Consider the following 16,742-nt stretch of genomic DNA (forward strand, 5'->3'; position numbering starts at 1 on the left):
AGCACCTGTTCTGGTTCTTCGGCCACCCCGAAGTGTACATCATGATCCTGCCGGGCTTCGGCATGATCTCGCACATCGTCTCGACCTTCTCGAAGAAGCCGATCTTCGGCTACCTCGCGATGGCCTACGCCATGGTCGCCATCGGCTTCATCGGCTTCATCGTGTGGGCGCACCACATGTATACGGTCGGCATGAGCGTGAACCTGCGCGCCTACTTCGTGGCCGCGACCATGATCATCGCCGTGCCCACGGGCGTGAAGATCTTCAGCTGGATCGCCACCATGTGGGGCGGCTCCATCACCTTCAAGGCGCCCATGCTGTGGGCGATGGGCTTCATCTTCCTGTTCACCGTCGGCGGCGTGACCGGCGTGGTCCTGTCGAACGCCGGCATCGACTACAGCCTGCACGACACCTACTACGTCGTGGCGCACTTCCACTACGTGCTGTCGCTGGGCGCCATCTTCTCGATCTTCGCGGCCTTCTACTACTGGTACGAGAAGATGTTCGGGGTAAAGTACAACGAGTTCCTGGCTCAGGCTCACTTCTGGATCATGTTCGTGGGCGTGAACCTGGTGTTCTTCCCGCAGCACTTCCTGGGTCTGCAGGGCATGCCGCGTCGCTACGTCGACTATCCGGAAGCCTTCACCTACTGGAACCACGTCTCGTCGGTCGGCTATCTGATCACCATCATCGGCGTGGGCGTGTTCCTGGTGCTGCTGGTGGAATCCGCCATCCGTCGCCGCAAGGCCGAGGCCAACCCGTGGGGCGAAGGTGCCACCACGCTGGAGTGGACCCTGTCCTCGCCGCCGCCGCACCACCAGTTCAACGAACTGCCGGTGGTCAAGGCGGACAACCACTGATCCGTATCGGATAGACTCGGAGAGGCCGCCCTTCCGTAACCGGAAGGGCGGCCTTCGCGCTTTATGACCATGATCGAACGCCCCGCCCAAGAAACGCCCCTCGTCACCACGGCCCAGCCGGAAGACTTCTTCCAGTTGTTGAAACCGCGCGTCATGTCGCTTGTGGTGTTCACAGCGGTGACGGGCCTGGTCGTGGCGCCGGGGCAGCTGAGCTGGGTCAACGCCGTCATCGCCGTTCTGTGCATCGCCATCGGCGCCGGGGCGGCGGGCGCGCTGAACATGGCGGTCGAGGGCGAGACCGACGCCCTGATGCGTCGCACGCGCGGACGCCCGGTCGCGGCCGGACGCGTGCGCAAGAACGACGCCATCGCCTTCGGCATGGTGCTGTCGATCTTCTCGGTCATGCTGCTGGGCATGACGACCAACTGGCTGGCGGGCGGCCTGCTGGCCCTGACCATCGTCTATTACGCCTGGCTCTACACCCTGGTGCTGAAGCGCCGCACGCCCCAGAACATCGTCATCGGCGGCGCGGCCGGGGCCTTGCCGCCCGTGATCGGCTGGGCGGCGGTGACGGGCGATGCGCCGTGGCAGGCCTGGCTGCTGTTCCTGATCATCTTCATGTGGACGCCGCCGCACACATGGGCCCTGACCCTCTATTCGGCCGGCGACTACGCCAAGGCGGGCATTCCGATGATGCCGGTGGCGCGCGGAGCCAAGTCCACCCGTTTGCAGATCATGCTCTACAGCCTGGCCTTCGTGCCCGTGGCGATCGCGCCCGCCTTCACCGGCCTGGGCGGCCCCATCTATCTGGTGGTCTCGGTCGCGGGCGGCTTGGGCTTCCTGGCCCTGGCCTTCCGCCTGTGGCGCTCGCGCGCCGGCGATCAGCCCGACAAGGCCGAGGCCGTGGGGCGAGAGGCCGCATTGTATGATGTCCGGGCCGAGGCCAAACCGGCCCGCAACCTGTTCGCCTTTTCGATCTTGTACCTGATGGCGTTGTTCTCGGCCCTGCTGGTCGAGCATCTGTCGGGTGTCGGAGTCTGAGTTCCATGTCCAAACCCGAGTTCCTGAAGCTGAACGATGAACAGGTTCGTGCGCGTAAGCGTCGCAACGTGGCCATCGCCCTGGGCCTGCTGGCCTTCATCGCCCTGGTCTACACCGTGACGGTGTCTCGCATGCACGCCAACAACCAGGCGCGGCATGAAGCCGAGGCGGCGGCCCTGGCCACGCTGGAGAGGGCCGATCCGGCCCTGCCCGCGCCGGTCCAGCCGGACGCACCCGTTCCCGCGCCCGCAACCCAGGAGCCTTGAGGGCCGTGAAGAACAAGAATTCGGTCGCGTTGCTGTGCGCGGCCTTGGTCATTTTCATGACGGGCGCGGCCTTCGCCGCCGTGCCGCTGTACCGGCTGTTCTGCCAGGTCACGGGCTTTGACGGCACGACCATGAAGGCCGAGGCGGCTCCGACCGAGATTCTGGATCAGGAAGTCCTGATCCGCTTCGACACCAACGTCCGCGACCTGCCCATGACCTTCAAGGCCGAGCAGTTCAGCCAGAAGGTCCGCATCGGCGAGACGGGCATGGCCTATTTCGAAGTGACCAACACCTCGAACCAGACGATCCACGCCACGGCGGCCTACAACGTCGTGCCCGAGCGGGCCGGCCCGTACTTCCAGAAGCTTCAGTGCTTCTGCTTCGAGGGGCAGGAGATCGCGCCGGGCGCGACCGTGTCCTTCCCGATGCAGTATTTCGTCGCGCCCGAGATGGCGACCGACGCCGAGGTGAAGGGGGTGCGCGAAATCACCCTCAGCTACACCTTCTTTCCAACCAAAGGCTTTCAGCAGGCCGTTGCGAACGACTCTGCTGTTGGCAAAGCCGGAGAGCGGGGGCTATAGCCCTCTTCAAACGACTCTCGCCTTAATTCAGAGACCTTGGGAATGGCTGACGCTCACGCGAAACCGCAACACGACTACCATCTGGTCGATCCGAGCCCCTGGCCGCTGATCGCCTCCTTCTCCGCCTGCATCATGTTCGTGGGCGCCGTGATGTGGATGAAGGGCCTGTTCGGTCTGCCGGAAGGCACCAAGTGGCTGTTCTTCGCCGGTCTCGCGGGCGTGCTGTTCACGATGTACGGCTGGTGGTCCGACGTCATCAAGGAATCCAAGAAGGGCGACCACACCCCCGTCGTCGGCATCGGCCTGCGCTACGGCATGGTGCTGTTCATCGCGTCGGAGGTGATGTTCTTCGTCTCCTTCTTCTGGATGTTCTTCGACATGGCGATCTTCAACGAAGCGCGCACGATCATCCCGGAAGTCGGCAACTGGGCCGACACGGCGACCGCCTGGCAGAGCTGGCCGCCCAAGGGCGTCGAGCTGCTGGATCCGTGGAGCCTGCCGCTCATGAACACGGTCATCCTGCTGCTGTCGGGCACGACCCTGACCTGGGCGCACCACGCCCTGATCGGCGGCGACCGCAAGGGCGCCAAGCTGGGCCTGCTGATCACCGTCCTGCTGGGCGTGCTGTTCACCGGCGTTCAGGCCTATGAGTATTACCACATCCTGCACGGCCACCTGTTCTTCAGCGAAGAAGCGGCTCAGGCCAAGCTGTACGGCTCCATCTTCTTCATGACGACGGGCTTCCACGGCTTCCACGTCCTGGTCGGCACCATCTTCCTGGCCGTCTGCCTGCTGCGCCTCTACGCCGGTCAGATGACCCCGCAGAAGCACTTCGGTCTCGAAGCCGCCGCCTGGTACTGGCACTTCGTCGACGTGGTGTGGCTGTTCCTCTTCGTCTTCATGTACGTCGTCTTCGGTTGATCGAACGCGACGGACAAGTCGAGCTTTCGTCGGCGCGGGGCCCCAAGCCCCGCGCCGATTTGCTTGTCTGGCCCGCCGTGCGCGCGGGGCTCATGGGGCGCTGTCCGGCCTGCGGGCGCGGGCCTCTGTTCCAGGGCTTCCTGAAGCGCTGCGTCGTTTGCGAGGCTTGCGGCTATGATCTGGGCGCGGTCGAGACGGGCGACGGCGCCGCCACCTTCATCATGCAGCTCGCCGGCTTTCTGGTCGGCTTCTCGGCCCTGGCTGTCGAGATCGCCTGGAGCCCGCCGATCTGGCTGCACCTGATCATCTGGCTGCCGCTGGTCGCGGTTCTGGCCGTGGCCTTGATGCGGCCGGGCAAAGGGCTGATGACGGCCCTGCAGATGCTGCGCCAGCGCGGCGCCGATTCCCACCGAGACACCCGATGACCGTCGCCGCCCGGCCTCGCTTTCCCATCATCCTGACCGTGATCGCCGTCCTGCTGCTCGGCGCCCTGCTGACGCTGGGCGTGTGGCAGGTGCAGCGGCTGCAGTGGAAACTGGACCTGATCGACAAAGCCGAGGCCGCCGCGGCCCAGGCGCCGCTTCCCCTGGCCGAAGCCCTGGCGCTGGAGGATCCCGAGTTCCGCCAGGTGATCGTGACCTGCCGCGGCCTGAACGCGGCGCCCTTCGTCGAGCTTCAGACCATCGAGGACGGCGACGCCGGGGTGCGGCTGATCTCGGCCTGTCCGGTCGAGGGGCGGGGGACGGTGCTGGTCGACCGCGGCTTCCTGCCCGCCGAAGCCGCCGAGCGCCCCGCCGTGCGGGCCGAGGCCGCCATGCCGGTCGTCGTCGCGGGCGTGGTGCGCCAGGCGCCCGGCCCCAACGCCATGACCCCGCCGCCCTCGGGCAAACTCTTCTACGGCCGCGACCGGGCGGCGATGGCCCAGGCCCTGGGCGTGACGGGGGCGGTGTCGTCCTACACCGTCTATGCCACCACTTCGGCCAATCCTGAACTGACGGCGCTGCGGCCGGTGGCGCCGCCCGCCGCCTTCAGCAACAACCACCTGGGCTACGCCCTGACCTGGTTCGGCCTGGCGATCACCCTGGTCGTCTTCTATGCGGCCCTGCTGCTGCGCCGCTATCGCCCCACGCCTTCCAAGGATCGCTGACCTGACTGCTCGTCTTCACACCCTGTCCAACGGCGTGCGCGTCGTGTGCGACCCCATGCCCGGCCTGCGCACCATCGCCGTGACCGTGGCCGTCAACGGCGGCGCCCGCATGGAGGACGAAGTCCATTCCGGCTGGTCGCATCTGCTGGAGCATCTGGTCTTCAAGGGCGCGGGCGACATGGGCGCGCGCGAGATCGTCGAGCGCATCGAGGCCGAGGGCGGCTCGATCAACGCCGCCACCGGCTATGAGCGCACCAGCTTCGACGTGCGCGCCCTGAAGGGCAGCCTGCCGCTGGCCATGCAGGTGCTGTCCGACCTGGTGTTCCGTCCGACCCTGTCGCCCGAGGAGATCGAGCGCGAGAAGGACGTGGTGGCGCAGGAGATCGCCGAGGCCTTCGACACCCCCGACGATCATGTGTTCGAGATGGCCCAGACCCAGGCCTTCGCCGGCCAGGCCCTGGGGCGGCCGATCCTGGGTTCGATCGCCAGCCTGGCGCCCGCCGACCGGGCGGCCGTGGCCGACTGGCGCGCGCGCCTCTATTCGCCCGATCACATGGTGGTGTCGGTGTCCGGCGCGGTCGATGAGGCCGAGCTGCTGACCCTGGCCGAGGCCTGGTTCGGCCAGGCGGTCGCCGCGCCGCACGAACCGACGGCGTCGGCTGTCTTCACCGGCGGCGAGGCGAAGCTGGCGCGCAAGATCGAACAGGCCAATTTGGTCTTCCAGCTGCCCAGCCTGGGCGTGCGCGATCCGCGCCAGCCCGCCCTGCGCCTGTTCACCGAAATCTTGGGCGGGGGCATGGCCTCGCGCCTGTTTCAGAGCGCGCGCGAGGATCGGGGTCTGGCCTACGCCATCGACGCCTATCACGAGACCTATGACGAACTGGGCGTGCTGGGCGTCTACGCCGGGGCGGCGGCCGAGCGGTCGCTGGAACTGGCCGAGCTGTGCGCCGCCGAGATCCTCGATCTGGCCGACAAGGGGCCGACGGAGGCGGAGCTGGCGCGGGCCAAGGCCGTGCTGAACGCCAGCCTGTGGATGGCCGACGAAAGCCCGGCCAGCCGCTCGGGCCGTCTGGCGGGACAGACCCTGGCGTTCGGCGCGCCCGTCTCGTCGGAAGAGAGCGCCGCCCGCATCGAGGCCCAGACGGCGCAGGATCTGCGCGCGGTGGGCCAGGCCATGACGGGGCAAGGACTGGCGGCGACGGCGGTTCTGGGGCCCAGGGCCGCGGGCGGGGCGGGGCGCGTCTTCCGCCAGCGGATGGCGGCGGGCTGATCGCGGCCTGCTGACGCCGAGATCGCTTCGCGCTATCGTCTGCACCATGGCCCTGTTCGACTGGATGGCCGAGGCGACCGGACCGGTCCTGAACGGGCAGGGGGTTCTGCTGCGCCCGCCGCGCCCTGCGGACTATGTGGCGTGGGCCTCCCTGCGTGAGGAATCGCGCGACTATCTGCAGCCGTGGGAGCCGGCCTGGGCCGAGGACGATCTGACCCGCGCCGCCTATCGTCGCCGCCTGGGCGTCTATGCGCGGGAGATGGAGCAGGGGACGGCCTGGCCCCTGTTCGTGTTCGATCAAGCCGATGAGGCGCTGCTGGGCGCCATCACCCTGTCCAACATCCGGCGCGGCGTGGCCGAGACCGGCACCCTGGGCTACTGGGTAGGCCGTCCCTATGCGGGGCAGGGCGTCGGCACGGCGGCGGCGCGGGCCATGCTGGGCCATGCCTTCAGCGCGCTGGGGCTGCATCGGGTCGAGGCCGCCTGCGTGCCGACCAACCACGCCTCGCGGCGCGTGCTGGAAAAGGCGGGTTTTCGCCAGGAAGGCGTGGCCCGCGCTTATTTGAAAATTAACGGCCGGTGGGCAGACCATCTGCTGTTTGGCGTTCTGCGTGATGAGTTCGCCGTCGGCGTCGCCCCTTCAGTCAGAGTATCGGACCCGTCTTGAGCACACGATCCAGAGCCCTGACGTGGGATCCGACCACGGCGATCGAAGCCCTCGCCGCGGCCGACGCCGCCCTATGGATCTGGACGCCCGCCGAGGATCAGATCCGCTTTACGGGGGCCACCCGGCCGCTGGGTCTGGGGCCGCTGGCGCCGCAATGCTCGGGCGCGGCCTTCACCGCCCTGGCCATGCCTCAGGACCGCGCCCTGGCCGATCGTCTGCTGAAACCCCAGGCCGAGGGGACGGAGATCGCCGTGCGCCTGCGGATGCGCGGCTGCGAGACCTGCCTGTGGCGCGGCGTCTGGCTTGAGGACGGCCTGCGCGCGGCGGGCATCGTCGCGCTTGAAACCAAGTTCGCGGGCGCGGATCGCGATACGCTGACAGGGTTGCTGGATCGACGCACCTTCTTGGTGCGCGTGGCCGAGACGCTGGGGACGGCGGGCGACTATGAAATGGTGGTGGCCGATCTGGATCGGCTGCGTCGTCTCAACGAAGCGCTGGGCCATGAGCGCGCCGATCTGGTGCTGTCGGCCCTGGGGTCGCGCCTGTCGGCGGCCTTCTCCGAAGACTGCATCCCGGCCCGCATCGGCGAGGACGAGTTCGCCGTCCTGGTGCGGCGCGGCGGCAGCGGGGCCAGCGGCAGCGAACGCCTGCGCGAGGCGTTGGAGCAGCCGCTGCGGCTGGCGGGCTTCGACATCTATCCGACCCTGTCCATCGGCGCCGTGACGGCCGAGGGCGGACCGGACGCGCCGGACGCCGCCGAGCTTCTGCGCCGGGTCGAACTGGCGGTGGAACAGGCCAAGCAGGCCGGGCGCGGCGGCGCGGCGGCCTATGGCCGGGCGCTGGAGACCGACAGCCTGTCGCGCCTGGCGCTTGAGGCGGACCTGCGCAACGCCTTCGTACGCGGCGAGATCGAGCCCTTCTTCCAGCCGATCGTCAATCTGAACAGCGGCGCCGTGGCGGGCTTCGAGGCCCTGGCGCGCTGGCGCCACCCCCGGCGCGGCCTGGTGCCGCCGGACGAGTTCCTGACCCTGGCCGACGAAATGGGCCTGATGAACGAACTGGGCCTGCTGATGATGACCGAGGCGGCGCGTCAGCTGGCCGAGTGGCTGCAGCGCCACCCCGGCGCCGGGCGGCTGTTCTGCAGCGTCAACCTGTCGGTGGGCGAGATCGAGCGCGCCCATCTGGTCGAGGACGTGGCCCGCATCATCAAGGAGGCGGGCCTGCCGCGCGGCGCCCTGAAGCTGGAAGTCACCGAGGGCGACATCATGCGCGACACCGCGCGCGCCGCCGAGGTGCTGAAGGCCCTGCGCGAGGCGGGGGCCAGTCTGGCGCTGGACGATTTCGGCACGGGGTTCTCGTCCCTGTCCTACCTGGCCAAGCTGCCGTTCGACACGTTGAAGATCGATCGCTACTTCGTTCTGACCATGGACAAGGACGAAGGCTCGGCCAAGATCGTCAAATCCGTCGTCAACCTGGGTCGCGACCTGGCGCTGGAAGTGGTGGCCGAGGGGGTCGAAAACGCCTCCCTGGCGCAACTGCTGCTCGATGACGGCTGCCATTACGGCCAGGGCTTCGGCTATGCGCCCGCTCTGCCGGCCCAGGAGGCCGAGGTGTATCTGAACGAATCCCTCGCCGACGGCGCGGCGCCGATCAAGGCGCGGTCAGGCTGACTTTCAGCAAGCTGCAGGTGAGAGGATGCGGCCGTGTCGCGTCTCTTCGTATAAAATAGATTTGCTTCGAGCGTTAAAGGTGACGCCGGATAGGCTTTATCTAAGTTATTTGTAACTTGAACCTGTTGCTGTCGAACTGATTGATCGCCTCTTGTTTTTACATTCAGGGGCGCACAGTCGATGCGTTTGCAAGGTGAGTCTCAAACGAACGAGCGCCTTGATGTCAGCTTTGAAAAGCTGAAAGGCGCCTCGTCGGCGCCGCTCGCCGTCGGCGTACAGGATGGGGCCAGGCTCTGTTTCGCCGCCTTTCCGGACCATGAGATCGATCGGCGGTTCGAGATCGGCTCCGTCACCAAGGTCTTCACCGGCTCCTTGCTGGGCGTCATGGTCGAAGCGGGAGACGTCGATCCCGAGGCGCCGGTGGATCATCTGTTCGGCAAGGCTCTGCCCTGGCCGGTCAGGCCGCCGACCCTGGTTGAACTGGCCAGCCATCGCAGCGGACTGCCGAACACGCCCAAGCCCCTGTTCTGGCGCGAAAGCCTGGCCGCCCTGTCCCTGTCGGTGAAGGATCCTTGGCGCGGCGTGGATGCAGCGAAGTATCGCGCCATGCTCATGGCGGCGGTGAAACAGGCGCGGGTCGGCGAAGCGCCTCGGTATTCGAGCATGGGCGTCAGCCTGCTGGGCGACGCCCTAGCGCACGCTGCGGGGATGGACTTCGCCGATCTGCTGGATCAGCGCCTACTCAGACCGCTGGGAATCCGACGCACGGATTTCCTGCGGCCGGAGGAAGAGCCCGATCTGGTGGCGATCAGCGTCAACGACTGGGATCGCCCCGTGCCCTATCTGCGCGATCAGATGGCGCCTGCGGGGATGCTGGCTTCCACGGTCGAGGATCAACTGCGTTTCCTGCGCGCCGCCTGGGGCGAGGGGCCGGACGAGATCGTGAAGGGCGTGCTCAGGGCTCAGACGCCCGTGGCCCAGATGGGCGGCGTCGCCATCGGCTATTGCTGGCTTCTGGCCCCGCACAAGGACGGAGAGATCGCCTTCCACAACGGCGGGACATGGGGATCGCAGGCCGAGGTCGCCGTGGTGAAGGACCGACGGATCGCTGTCGCCGCCCTGTCCGCCAAACGCCGTCACACCGATGAGTTCGTCAGCGAGATGCTCGGAACCTGAGGGCGTTCGACCGCCTTCAGGCCCGGCCGCTCTGGCTGGACAGGCGGGCGGCGTCGACGCCGAGCGCGGCCAGGGCGCGGCTCCATTTGGTGTCGTAGTCGGCGTCGAAGATCAGGGCCGGATCGGCGTCCGTCGTCAGCCAGATGTTCTCGTTCAGCTCTTCCTCGAGCTGCCCCTCGCCCCAGCCGGCGTAGCCCAGCAGCAGGATGGAGCGGCTGGGGCCGTCCTCGGCGTCGGCCATGGCGGCCAGGGCGTCGCGGGTGCCGGTCAGGGCCAGACCCTCGCCGAAGGTCAGGCTGGCGTCCTCGCTGGTCCAGTCGTCCGTGTGCAGGACGAAGCCGCGCTCGCGCTCGACCGGGCCGCCGATCAGCACTGAACGGTCGCCCGCGGCGTCGTCGATCGGCGTGTCCAGCTTTTCAAGGACCTCGGCCAGGGACACGCCCGGCGCGGGCTGGTCCAGGCGCAGGCCCAGAGCGTGTTCATCGTCGTGGGCGCAGATCAGGATGACGGCGTGGCGGAAGCGATCGTCGTCGATACCCGGCATCGCCACCAGAAGACGCCCGGTCAGGGAGGAGAAGGCGGTCATGCCCCTATCATCGGGGCGGACGATGGCGGGCGCAAGCCATTCTCAGGGCCCCACGCGCTTGGCGATCTCCTTACGGGTCTCTATCTGACTCCCATCGTCCTGGATCGTCCGGGCCGAACTCCCGGAGACCCCGACATGACCATCCAGATCGGCGACCGCATTCCCGACGCCACCCTGACGACCATGACGCCCGACGGCCCCAAGCCGGTCACGACGGCCGAACTGTTCGGCGGCAAGACGGTCGCCCTGTTCGCCGTGCCGGGCGCCTTCACGCCGACCTGTTCGGCGCGCCACCTGCCGGGCTATGTCGATCACCGCGCCGATCTGGCGGGCAAGGGCGTGGACACGGTCGCCTGCGTCTCGGTCAACGACGCCTTCGTCATGGGCGCCTGGGCCAAGGCCAATGATCTGAACGGCGCCGACGACGTGGTCATGCTGGCCGACGGTAACGGCGACTTCACCCGCGCGGTGGGGCTGGCGCTGGACGCCAAGGGCTTCGGCATGGGCGAGCGTTCGCAGCGCTACTCCATGTTGGTCAAGGACGGGGTGGTCGACCAGCTCAACATCGAGCAGGGCGGCGAGTTCAAGGTGTCTTCGGCCGAGCACCTGCTGGCCCAGTTGTGACGACCCGCGTCGCTTATTGAACCATGGGCGACGTCTTCACCCCGGAAAAACGCAGCGCCGTCATGCGCCGGGTGAAGGGGCGCGACACCACGCCCGAGATGAAGGTCCGGCGCCTGCTGCGGGGCGCCGGGATCGGCTATCGGCTGGGCGGCTGCGGCCTGCCTGGCCGACCCGATGTGGTGATGAAGGGGCGACGCATCGCCCTGTTCGTCCACGGCTGCTTCTGGCACGGCCATGATTGCCCGCGCGGGGCGCGACAGCCCCGCTCCAACGCCGACTACTGGATCGCCAAGATTGACCGCAACCGGGCGCGCGACGACCGCGTCACGGCGGAGCTGCAGGCGCAGGGCTGGCGCGTGCTGATCCTGTGGGAGTGCGAGCAGAAGGCGCCGGATTGGGGCGAGCGGCTGCTGGACGCGTTGCTGGACCAGACGACGACTTAGGCGACGGCCTGGGCGTCGATGTCCGCCTCATCGGCCGCGCCCAGCACCTCGCTCAGGGCGGCCAACAGCACCGCCGGGGTCAGCGGCTTAGCGACGAAGTGGTTCATGCCCGCGTCCAGACAGGCGGCGATGTCCTCGGGCGCGGTGTCGGCGGTCACGGCGATGACGGGCGTCGCGACGTTCGACCCATGGCCCGAGCGCAGGCGGCGGGTGGTTTCGCGGCCGTCCAGCTCCGGCATCCGCACATCCATGAAGATGACGTCGAAGACGCCGGATTCGCAGGCCTTCAGCGCGGCCAGGCCGTCCTCGGCCATGGTCAGCTCGCAGTCGAAGGCTTGCAGGATCACCTGGATGGCGCGGCGGTTGATGGCGTGATCGTCGACCACCAGCACTCTTAAGGGGCGTTCCGCGTCGCGCGGTGCATCCGTCTCAGTCATGACGGAGGGCGGCGTCGGGGCTGGGGCCATGGTCGGGGCTGACGGCGGCGCCGTTTCGACCTCCGGGCGAACCGGCGTCGGCACGGGCGCCCGTTCAGGCGGGCTGCGGACAACGGGCGCGGCGACCAGGTCGGAGGCGGGCGCGGCGGCCTCTTCCACGCCTTCGGGCAGGGTCAGGGCGACGGTGAAAGTCGAGCCTTGGCCCGCCTGGCTGCGGACCGTCAGGCGGCCGCCCATCAGCTCGACCAGATCACGACTGATCGCCAGGCCCAGCCCCGAGCCCCCGTAGCGTGCGGCGACCCCGTCGGTGGTCTGATCGAACGGGGTGAAGAGGCGGTCCATCTGACCGGCCGTCATGCCCGCTCCGGTATCGGCCACGTCGATCAGCAGGACATGCAGCCCGGCTTCATCGCGCCAGGAGCGCAGCTGGATGGTGATGACGCCCGCATCGGTGAATTTGACGGCGTTGGAGATCAGGTTGTTCAGCACCTGGCGCAGGCGCATGGCGTCGCCCTGAACCACGCCCGGCATATAGCGCGAGCCGTCCAAACGCAGGCGCAGGCCTTTGGCCCTGACCGGGCCCTGCCACAGGCGGAAGGTGTGGTTGAGCAGGTCGCGCAGGTCGAAATCCCGCGTCTCGACCTTCAGGCGCCCGGCGTCGAGGCGGGCGTGGTCCAGCAGGTCGTCCAGCAGCCCCTTCATCATCAGCCCGGCGTCCTCGATCATGGCCGTCTGCTGACGGGTCGCGGACGAGGGGGCGGCGACGCGCGTCAGTTCATGGGCGCCGGTCAGGATGGCGCCGATCGGGGTGCGCAGGTCGTGGGCGACGGCGGCCAGAAGAGCGCTGCGGCCGGCCATGACGCTCTCGGCCTGACGGCGCTTGCCGTCGGCTTCCTTCAGGGCGCGGGCTTCGGCTTCGCCGGCGGCGTGAAGCCGGCTGCGGGTCGTCAGGCAGAAGAAGATGAAGGCCACGACGCCGATGGCGACCGGCAGGATGAAGCGGCCCTCGACCCCCAGGCGGGCCATGAACAGCGGCGCCAAGGCCAGCACCGCCACCTGGGGCGCGACCGTCCAGAGGAAGACCCGCATATTGCCGGCCGAGGCGATGACCGAATTGATCGCGCCCGCCGCCAGCAGGGTGGTGGCGACTACGCCGCCGGGCAGACCGCCCATGATCCACAGCGGCACGGCGATGCCGGCGTAGACGCCGGCGTTGGCCGTGAGCGCCAGATCGCCCAGGGCGCCGCGCCAGCCCTTGGGCGCGGAGACCTGGCCGCGCGTTACGGGGGCGAAGGCGGCGGCCTCGGCCGCTTGCATCAGCAGATAGACCGCCAGCCAGCCCAGGCAGATGGGCAGGCCCAGGATAGGGCTGAACAACAGGGCGCAGGCCAACCCCACGACAAGCCGTTGAGGCAGCATCTTGTGCCGCTGTCGGATGGCGTATGCCCACCCGTTCCGGGATGCGTCGGTCTGCGTCATGCGGCGTTCCGAACGGGCGGTAGCGCCCCTCGGTTGCATCATGGCGACGGAGACCTAATGCTCCGTCAACGGCCGGAGGCGGTCGCCTCGGCCATGCTGGCGAAGCCGTCGGCGCGCAGACGGGCCGCCAGATCGCGCTTGATCCGACCGACCATGCCCGGTCCCTCATAGATCAGGGCCGAATAGACCTGGACCGCCGAGGCGCCCGCCCGGATGCGGGCATAGGCGTCCGCGCCGTCGGCGATGCCGCCTACGGCGATCAGCGGCAGGCGCCCGCCCGCCGCCTCGGCCGCGGCCTCCAGCGCCTTCTGGGCGAAAGGCTTTAGCGGGGCGCCCGACAGGCCGCCCGCCTCGCCCTTATAGGCTGACCGCAGGGAGGCGGGCCGCTCCAGCGTCGTGTTGGACACGATCAGGGCGTCGATGCGGTGGGCGATGGAGGCCTCGACGATCATGCCGATTTCTTCGCCGATCAGGTCGGGCGCGATCTTCAGGAAGACTGGCGCCCCGTCGCCGGGGCGGGCCTCATGGATGCGGCCCAGCAGGTCGTCCAGCGCCTCGCGGCCCTGCAGCGCGCGCAGGCCCGGCGTGTTGGGCGAGGAGATGTTGACCGTGAAATAGTCCGCCAGCCCCGCCAGCTTTTTCAGCCCGATCACATAGTCGGCGGCCTTGTCTTCAGTGTCCTTGTTGGCGCCCAGGTTGGCGCCGATGGCCGTGCGGGTCGGACGCCGCGCCAGACGGGCGGCGAAGGGCTCCAGCCCCTCGTTGTTGAAGCCCATGCGGTTGATGACGGCCCGGTCTTCCGCCAGGCGGAACAGGCGCGGCCTGGGGTTGCCGGGTTGGGCGCGCGGCGTGACCGAACCGCATTCCACGGCGCCGAAGCCCAGGCGCGACAGGCCTTCCAGCGCCTCGCCGTTCTTGTCGAGGCCGGCGGCCAGACCGACGGGGTTGGACATCTCCAGCCCGGCGATCGTGGTCTTCAGGATCGGATCGTCGGCGCCGGGCGCGGGCAGGGGCGTCATCTGCAGGGCGCGGATGGCCAGGCGGTGCGCGTTTTCGGGGTCGAGTTGGCGCAGCGCCCAGGCGCCGAGGTCGGTCAGGCTCATGTTCAGGCGGTCTCTTCGACGATCATGCGGCCGTCGGCCGTCACCGACAGGGCGCGGGCGGCGCGCGTCGCCGCGACAGGCAGGGGGCCGTAGATGTGGGGAAACAGGGCGCCGCCGCGCGACGGCTCCCAGACCAAGGCGTCGCCCAGGGCGGTCAGGTCGACCTCGACCAGCATCAGCTCGGTCTGGCCCGCGTAGTGTTTCGCCGCCGTGGCTTCCAACTGGTCGGCGGCGGACAGGTGGATGTAGCCGTCGGCCAGGTCCACGGGCGAGCCGTCATAACGGCCCTCGGCCAGGACGGCGCGCCAGTCGGCGCGGCTCAGGATCTTGAAGGCGACGTCGGGCAGATCCGTCACGCCAGGGTCTCCGGCGTCAGCCAGCCTTCATAGGACGGGCGACCGGCGACATCGACGCTGAAGATCGCCGCCGCCCCGGTGGGGAAACCGCCGCTCATCTTGTCCAGCACCGAGGGCGAGGCCGCGCTCTCGATCAGATATTCGACCGCCAGCTGGTGCACGCCGGGGTTATGGGCGATCAGCAGCAGGCAGCCCGCCTGGTCCTCGGCCGTCTCGACCGCGCGGCGCAGCACGTCGGCGGGGGCGTTGTAGAGGGCGTCGGAGACGTGCAGCTCGACATCGCCGAAATGCTCGCTGACGCCATCCCAGGTGTCGCGCGTGCGCTGGGCGCCCGAGACCAGGGCCATGTCGGGCTTCAGACCCCGCGCGGCCAGGGCGCGGCCCATGGCGGCGGCGTCGCGGCGGCCGCGCTCGCTCAGGGGACGGGCCACGTCGCCGCCCGGCGCCGAGGCTTCGGCCTTGGCGTGACGCATCAGGATCAGTCTCTGCATGGCGAGGGCTTTACGGCTGTTTGCGTGCGGCGACCATAGGGTGCGCGGCGGACGCTTGATCGCGAGCGGCGGGCGAGGGGGTCAGGGCCGGGCGACCGGCCAGCACGGCCTGGGCCGCGCCGCCGGGCCGTACGCGGGCGTAGGCCCTGCGCGAGGCTTCCAGCATGATCAGGCCCGCTGCGCCGGGAAACAGCTTCGGCCCCACCTGCTCCAGACCGTCGGCCAGCGGCAGCATCGGCCGCCACGGCGGGACGTAGAGAGCCTGCGACCAGGCGGCGGGCTCCAGTCCGACCTCGCGCACCAGCCGCTCCAACTGGCCGCGGGTGAAGGGGCGGCCGTGGCCGAAGGGGGTGGTCTCGGCCCGCGCCCACATGCCGCCGCGCGCCGCCGCCGCCAGGATGATGCGCCCGGCCGGGGCCAGGACGCGCACCGCCTCGGCCAGCAGGCCTTGCGGATCGTCGGCTTCCTCGAGGGCGTGGACCAGCAGGATGCGGTCGAACGTCCCGGCGGCGAAGGGCAGGCGCCGGTCGTCGACCAGGACGGTGCGGTTGCGTCCCGCCACGGCCCATTGCTCGGCGCCCTGTCCGCCCGGCATGGCGGCGATCACCCGGCGCGCGCCGATGAAGCCGTCCAGCCAGGGCGTGGCGTAGCCCAGGCCCAGAACGTCGCAGTTGTTGGCCTCGCCCCAGGCGTCCTCCAGCCGCCGCGCCAGCATGCGCCGGGCCAGCGCGCCGGTCGGCTCGCCGTAGAAGGTGCGGAGATCGTCGATGCTGCGGCGCATGGGGGGCAGTATGGCTGAAAGTCTGCACGACTTCATCCATTCTGGGCGGCGGAGGGTTCCTCTTCGCGCGGCTTAGGATAGGGTTTCGATAGGAGACCTCCCCATGACCCTGACCGTTCGCCAGTTTCCCTGTCTGTCCGACAACTACGGCTTCCTGATCCGCGATGAGGCGACGGGGCTGGTCGCCGCCGTCGACACGCCGGACGCCGAGGCCGTCCTGGCCGATCTGGAGGCGTCGGGCTGGGGGCGGCTGGATCTGATCCTGAACACCCACTGGCACGCCGATCACACCGGCGGCAACGAACGGTTGCAGGCCGAGACGGGCTGCGAGATCGCCGGGCCGGAAGAGGTGCGCCGCGCGGCGCCGCTGGATCACGTTCTGGTCGACGGCGAGGCGGTGCGCCTGGGTGAAACGACCTTTGATGTGGTGCTGTCGCCGGGGCATACCCTGGGCCATGTGGTCTATCATGCGGCGGAGGATGGGCTGGCCTTCCTCGGCGACGTCATCTTCGCCCTAGGCTGCGGGCGGCTGTTCGAGGGAACGCCGCAGCAGATGTGGGACAGCCTGAACCGCATCGCCGCCTGGCCCGAGGCGACGACCCTCTATTGCGCCCATGAATACACGGCGTCGAACGCCCGCTTCGCCCTGTCGCTGCCGGACGCCGACGAGGCGTTGAAGGCCCACGCCGAGGCCATCTTCGCCGCTCGTGAGCGTGGGGAGGCGACCGTGCCGACCACGGTAGGGATCGAACGCCGCTTCAATCCCTTCCTGCGCGCCCGCGACGCCGCCGACTTCGCCGAACGCCGCGCCCTCAAGGACGGCTTCAAGGGCTAGGACGCCCG

The 16,742-nt window shown here is 68.9% G+C and carries 20 protein-coding genes; 14 read left to right on the forward strand and 6 right to left on the reverse strand.

Annotated elements, in window-relative coordinates; genetic code table 11:
- The 11 genes from B3D50_RS04685 to B3D50_RS04735 all read left to right on the forward strand — a co-directional run.
- A partial coding sequence (locus tag B3D50_RS04685; protein ID WP_286949750.1) for a cbb3-type cytochrome c oxidase subunit I occupies positions 1-860 on the forward strand: 860 nt, incomplete at its 5' end.
- Between the two features lie 63 nt (positions 861-923).
- Complete coding sequence (cyoE, locus tag B3D50_RS04690) at positions 924-1,901, forward strand: heme o synthase (protein WP_003165977.1); 978 nt, start codon at positions 924-926, stop codon at positions 1,899-1,901.
- Between the two features lie 5 nt (positions 1,902-1,906).
- Positions 1,907-2,167, forward strand: a complete 261-nt coding sequence (locus B3D50_RS04695; RefSeq protein ID WP_269298977.1) for a hypothetical protein — start codon at positions 1,907-1,909, stop codon at positions 2,165-2,167.
- A gap of 5 nt (positions 2,168-2,172) precedes the next feature.
- On the forward strand, positions 2,173-2,748 hold the full coding sequence (locus B3D50_RS04700; RefSeq protein WP_003165975.1) for a cytochrome c oxidase assembly protein: 576 nt from the start codon (positions 2,173-2,175) through the stop codon (positions 2,746-2,748).
- A 42-nt stretch (positions 2,749-2,790) separates the two neighbouring features.
- A complete protein-coding gene (locus tag B3D50_RS04705) occupies positions 2,791-3,669 on the forward strand; it encodes a cytochrome c oxidase subunit 3 (protein ID WP_286949755.1) in 879 nt (292 codons plus the stop codon).
- Positions 3,666-4,094 (forward strand): DUF983 domain-containing protein, encoded by a 429-nt coding sequence (locus B3D50_RS04710; RefSeq protein WP_409516114.1) that lies wholly within the window; start codon positions 3,666-3,668, stop codon positions 4,092-4,094. The genes B3D50_RS04705 and B3D50_RS04710 overlap by 4 nt, the downstream gene beginning before the upstream one ends.
- Positions 4,091-4,816, forward strand: coding sequence for an SURF1 family protein (locus B3D50_RS04715; RefSeq protein ID WP_286949757.1), 726 nt, complete (start codon positions 4,091-4,093; stop codon positions 4,814-4,816). The genes B3D50_RS04710 and B3D50_RS04715 overlap by 4 nt, the downstream gene beginning before the upstream one ends.
- 55 nt (positions 4,817-4,871) lie before the next feature.
- Complete coding sequence (locus tag B3D50_RS04720) at positions 4,872-6,086, forward strand: M16 family metallopeptidase (RefSeq protein WP_286949759.1); 1,215 nt, start codon at positions 4,872-4,874, stop codon at positions 6,084-6,086.
- Between the two features lie 46 nt (positions 6,087-6,132).
- On the forward strand, positions 6,133-6,753 hold the full coding sequence (locus B3D50_RS04725) for a GNAT family N-acetyltransferase (RefSeq protein WP_286949761.1): 621 nt from the start codon (positions 6,133-6,135) through the stop codon (positions 6,751-6,753).
- Positions 6,750-8,423, forward strand: coding sequence for a putative bifunctional diguanylate cyclase/phosphodiesterase (locus B3D50_RS04730; RefSeq protein WP_286949764.1), 1,674 nt, complete (start codon positions 6,750-6,752; stop codon positions 8,421-8,423). Before B3D50_RS04725 ends, B3D50_RS04730 begins: the two co-directional genes overlap by 4 nt.
- 180 nt (positions 8,424-8,603) lie before the next feature.
- On the forward strand, positions 8,604-9,599 hold the full coding sequence (locus B3D50_RS04735) for a serine hydrolase domain-containing protein (protein WP_286949766.1): 996 nt from the start codon (positions 8,604-8,606) through the stop codon (positions 9,597-9,599).
- A 16-nt stretch (positions 9,600-9,615) separates the two neighbouring features.
- Here B3D50_RS04735 and B3D50_RS04740 read toward each other — a convergent pair whose 3' ends face one another.
- The gene (locus B3D50_RS04740) at positions 9,616-10,185 is read right to left on the reverse strand and encodes a YqgE/AlgH family protein (RefSeq protein ID WP_286949768.1); all 570 of its coding nucleotides are present in this window, start codon (positions 10,183-10,185) and stop codon (positions 9,616-9,618) included.
- A 135-nt stretch (positions 10,186-10,320) separates the two neighbouring features.
- Here B3D50_RS04740 and B3D50_RS04745 point away from each other — a divergent pair, with 135 nt between their 5' ends.
- Entirely contained in the window at positions 10,321-10,809 is a 489-nt protein-coding gene (locus B3D50_RS04745) for a peroxiredoxin (protein ID WP_088410358.1), read from the forward strand.
- Positions 10,810-10,832: 23 nt separating this feature from the next.
- A complete protein-coding gene (locus B3D50_RS04750; RefSeq protein ID WP_286949771.1) occupies positions 10,833-11,252 on the forward strand; it encodes a very short patch repair endonuclease in 420 nt (139 codons plus the stop codon).
- On the opposite strand, the gene B3D50_RS04755 is transcribed toward B3D50_RS04750, so the two are convergent.
- The 5 genes from B3D50_RS04755 to B3D50_RS04775 form a co-directional block, all read right to left on the reverse strand.
- Positions 11,249-13,108: an ATP-binding protein gene (locus B3D50_RS04755; RefSeq protein ID WP_286949773.1), complete on the reverse strand. Its 1,860-nt coding sequence runs from the start codon at positions 13,106-13,108 to the stop codon at positions 11,249-11,251. The two genes, B3D50_RS04750 and B3D50_RS04755, sit on opposite strands and share 4 nt — an antisense overlap.
- A 125-nt stretch (positions 13,109-13,233) precedes the next feature.
- The gene (locus B3D50_RS04760; protein ID WP_269298999.1) at positions 13,234-14,271 is read right to left on the reverse strand and encodes a quinone-dependent dihydroorotate dehydrogenase; all 1,038 of its coding nucleotides are present in this window, start codon (positions 14,269-14,271) and stop codon (positions 13,234-13,236) included.
- Positions 14,272-14,273: 2 nt separating this feature from the next.
- Positions 14,274-14,627, reverse strand: a complete 354-nt coding sequence (locus B3D50_RS04765) for a DUF952 domain-containing protein (RefSeq protein WP_286949776.1) — start codon at positions 14,625-14,627, stop codon at positions 14,274-14,276.
- Complete coding sequence (locus tag B3D50_RS04770; RefSeq protein WP_286949778.1) at positions 14,624-15,118, reverse strand: SixA phosphatase family protein; 495 nt, start codon at positions 15,116-15,118, stop codon at positions 14,624-14,626. Before B3D50_RS04770 ends, B3D50_RS04765 begins: the two co-directional genes overlap by 4 nt.
- A 10-nt stretch (positions 15,119-15,128) precedes the next feature.
- Positions 15,129-15,899: a methyltransferase domain-containing protein gene (locus B3D50_RS04775; RefSeq protein WP_286949780.1), complete on the reverse strand. Its 771-nt coding sequence runs from the start codon at positions 15,897-15,899 to the stop codon at positions 15,129-15,131.
- 103 nt (positions 15,900-16,002) lie between these two features.
- Here B3D50_RS04775 and gloB point away from each other — a divergent pair, with 103 nt between their 5' ends.
- A complete protein-coding gene (gene gloB, locus B3D50_RS04780) occupies positions 16,003-16,734 on the forward strand; it encodes a hydroxyacylglutathione hydrolase (protein WP_286949782.1) in 732 nt (243 codons plus the stop codon).
- The last annotated feature ends 8 nt before the right edge of the window (positions 16,735-16,742 follow it).

The organism is Brevundimonas sp. UBA7507 (assembly GCF_002478355.1).
Classification (GTDB): Bacteria; Pseudomonadota; Alphaproteobacteria; order Caulobacterales; family Caulobacteraceae; genus Brevundimonas; species Brevundimonas diminuta_D.

Bases quoted from the DNA above. Each gene is read 5' to 3' on its own strand.
- cyoE (WP_003165977.1), top strand. From the start codon at position 924: ATGACCATGATCGAACGCCCCGCCCAAGAAACGCCCCTCGTCACCACG.
- gloB (WP_286949782.1), top strand. From the start codon at position 16,003: ATGACCCTGACCGTTCGCCAGTTTCCCTGTCTGTCCGACAACTACGGC.
- B3D50_RS04695 (WP_269298977.1), top strand. From the start codon at position 1,907: ATGTCCAAACCCGAGTTCCTGAAGCTGAACGATGAACAGGTTCGTGCG.
- B3D50_RS04755 (WP_286949773.1), bottom strand. From the start codon at position 13,108: ATGCTGCCTCAACGGCTTGTCGTGGGGTTGGCCTGCGCCCTGTTGTTC.
- B3D50_RS04745 (WP_088410358.1), top strand. From the start codon at position 10,321: ATGACCATCCAGATCGGCGACCGCATTCCCGACGCCACCCTGACGACC.
- B3D50_RS04775 (WP_286949780.1), bottom strand. From the start codon at position 15,899: ATGCGCCGCAGCATCGACGATCTCCGCACCTTCTACGGCGAGCCGACC.
- B3D50_RS04760 (WP_269298999.1), bottom strand. From the start codon at position 14,271: ATGAGCCTGACCGACCTCGGCGCCTGGGCGCTGCGCCAACTCGACCCC.
- B3D50_RS04725 (WP_286949761.1), top strand. From the start codon at position 6,133: ATGGCCCTGTTCGACTGGATGGCCGAGGCGACCGGACCGGTCCTGAAC.
- B3D50_RS04735 (WP_286949766.1), top strand. From the start codon at position 8,604: ATGCGTTTGCAAGGTGAGTCTCAAACGAACGAGCGCCTTGATGTCAGC.
- B3D50_RS04740 (WP_286949768.1), bottom strand. From the start codon at position 10,185: ATGACCGCCTTCTCCTCCCTGACCGGGCGTCTTCTGGTGGCGATGCCG.
- B3D50_RS04750 (WP_286949771.1), top strand. From the start codon at position 10,833: ATGGGCGACGTCTTCACCCCGGAAAAACGCAGCGCCGTCATGCGCCGG.
- B3D50_RS04715 (WP_286949757.1), top strand. From the start codon at position 4,091: ATGACCGTCGCCGCCCGGCCTCGCTTTCCCATCATCCTGACCGTGATC.
- B3D50_RS04720 (WP_286949759.1), top strand. From the start codon at position 4,872: ATGCCCGGCCTGCGCACCATCGCCGTGACCGTGGCCGTCAACGGCGGC.
- B3D50_RS04770 (WP_286949778.1), bottom strand. From the start codon at position 15,118: ATGCAGAGACTGATCCTGATGCGTCACGCCAAGGCCGAAGCCTCGGCG.
- B3D50_RS04705 (WP_286949755.1), top strand. From the start codon at position 2,791: ATGGCTGACGCTCACGCGAAACCGCAACACGACTACCATCTGGTCGAT.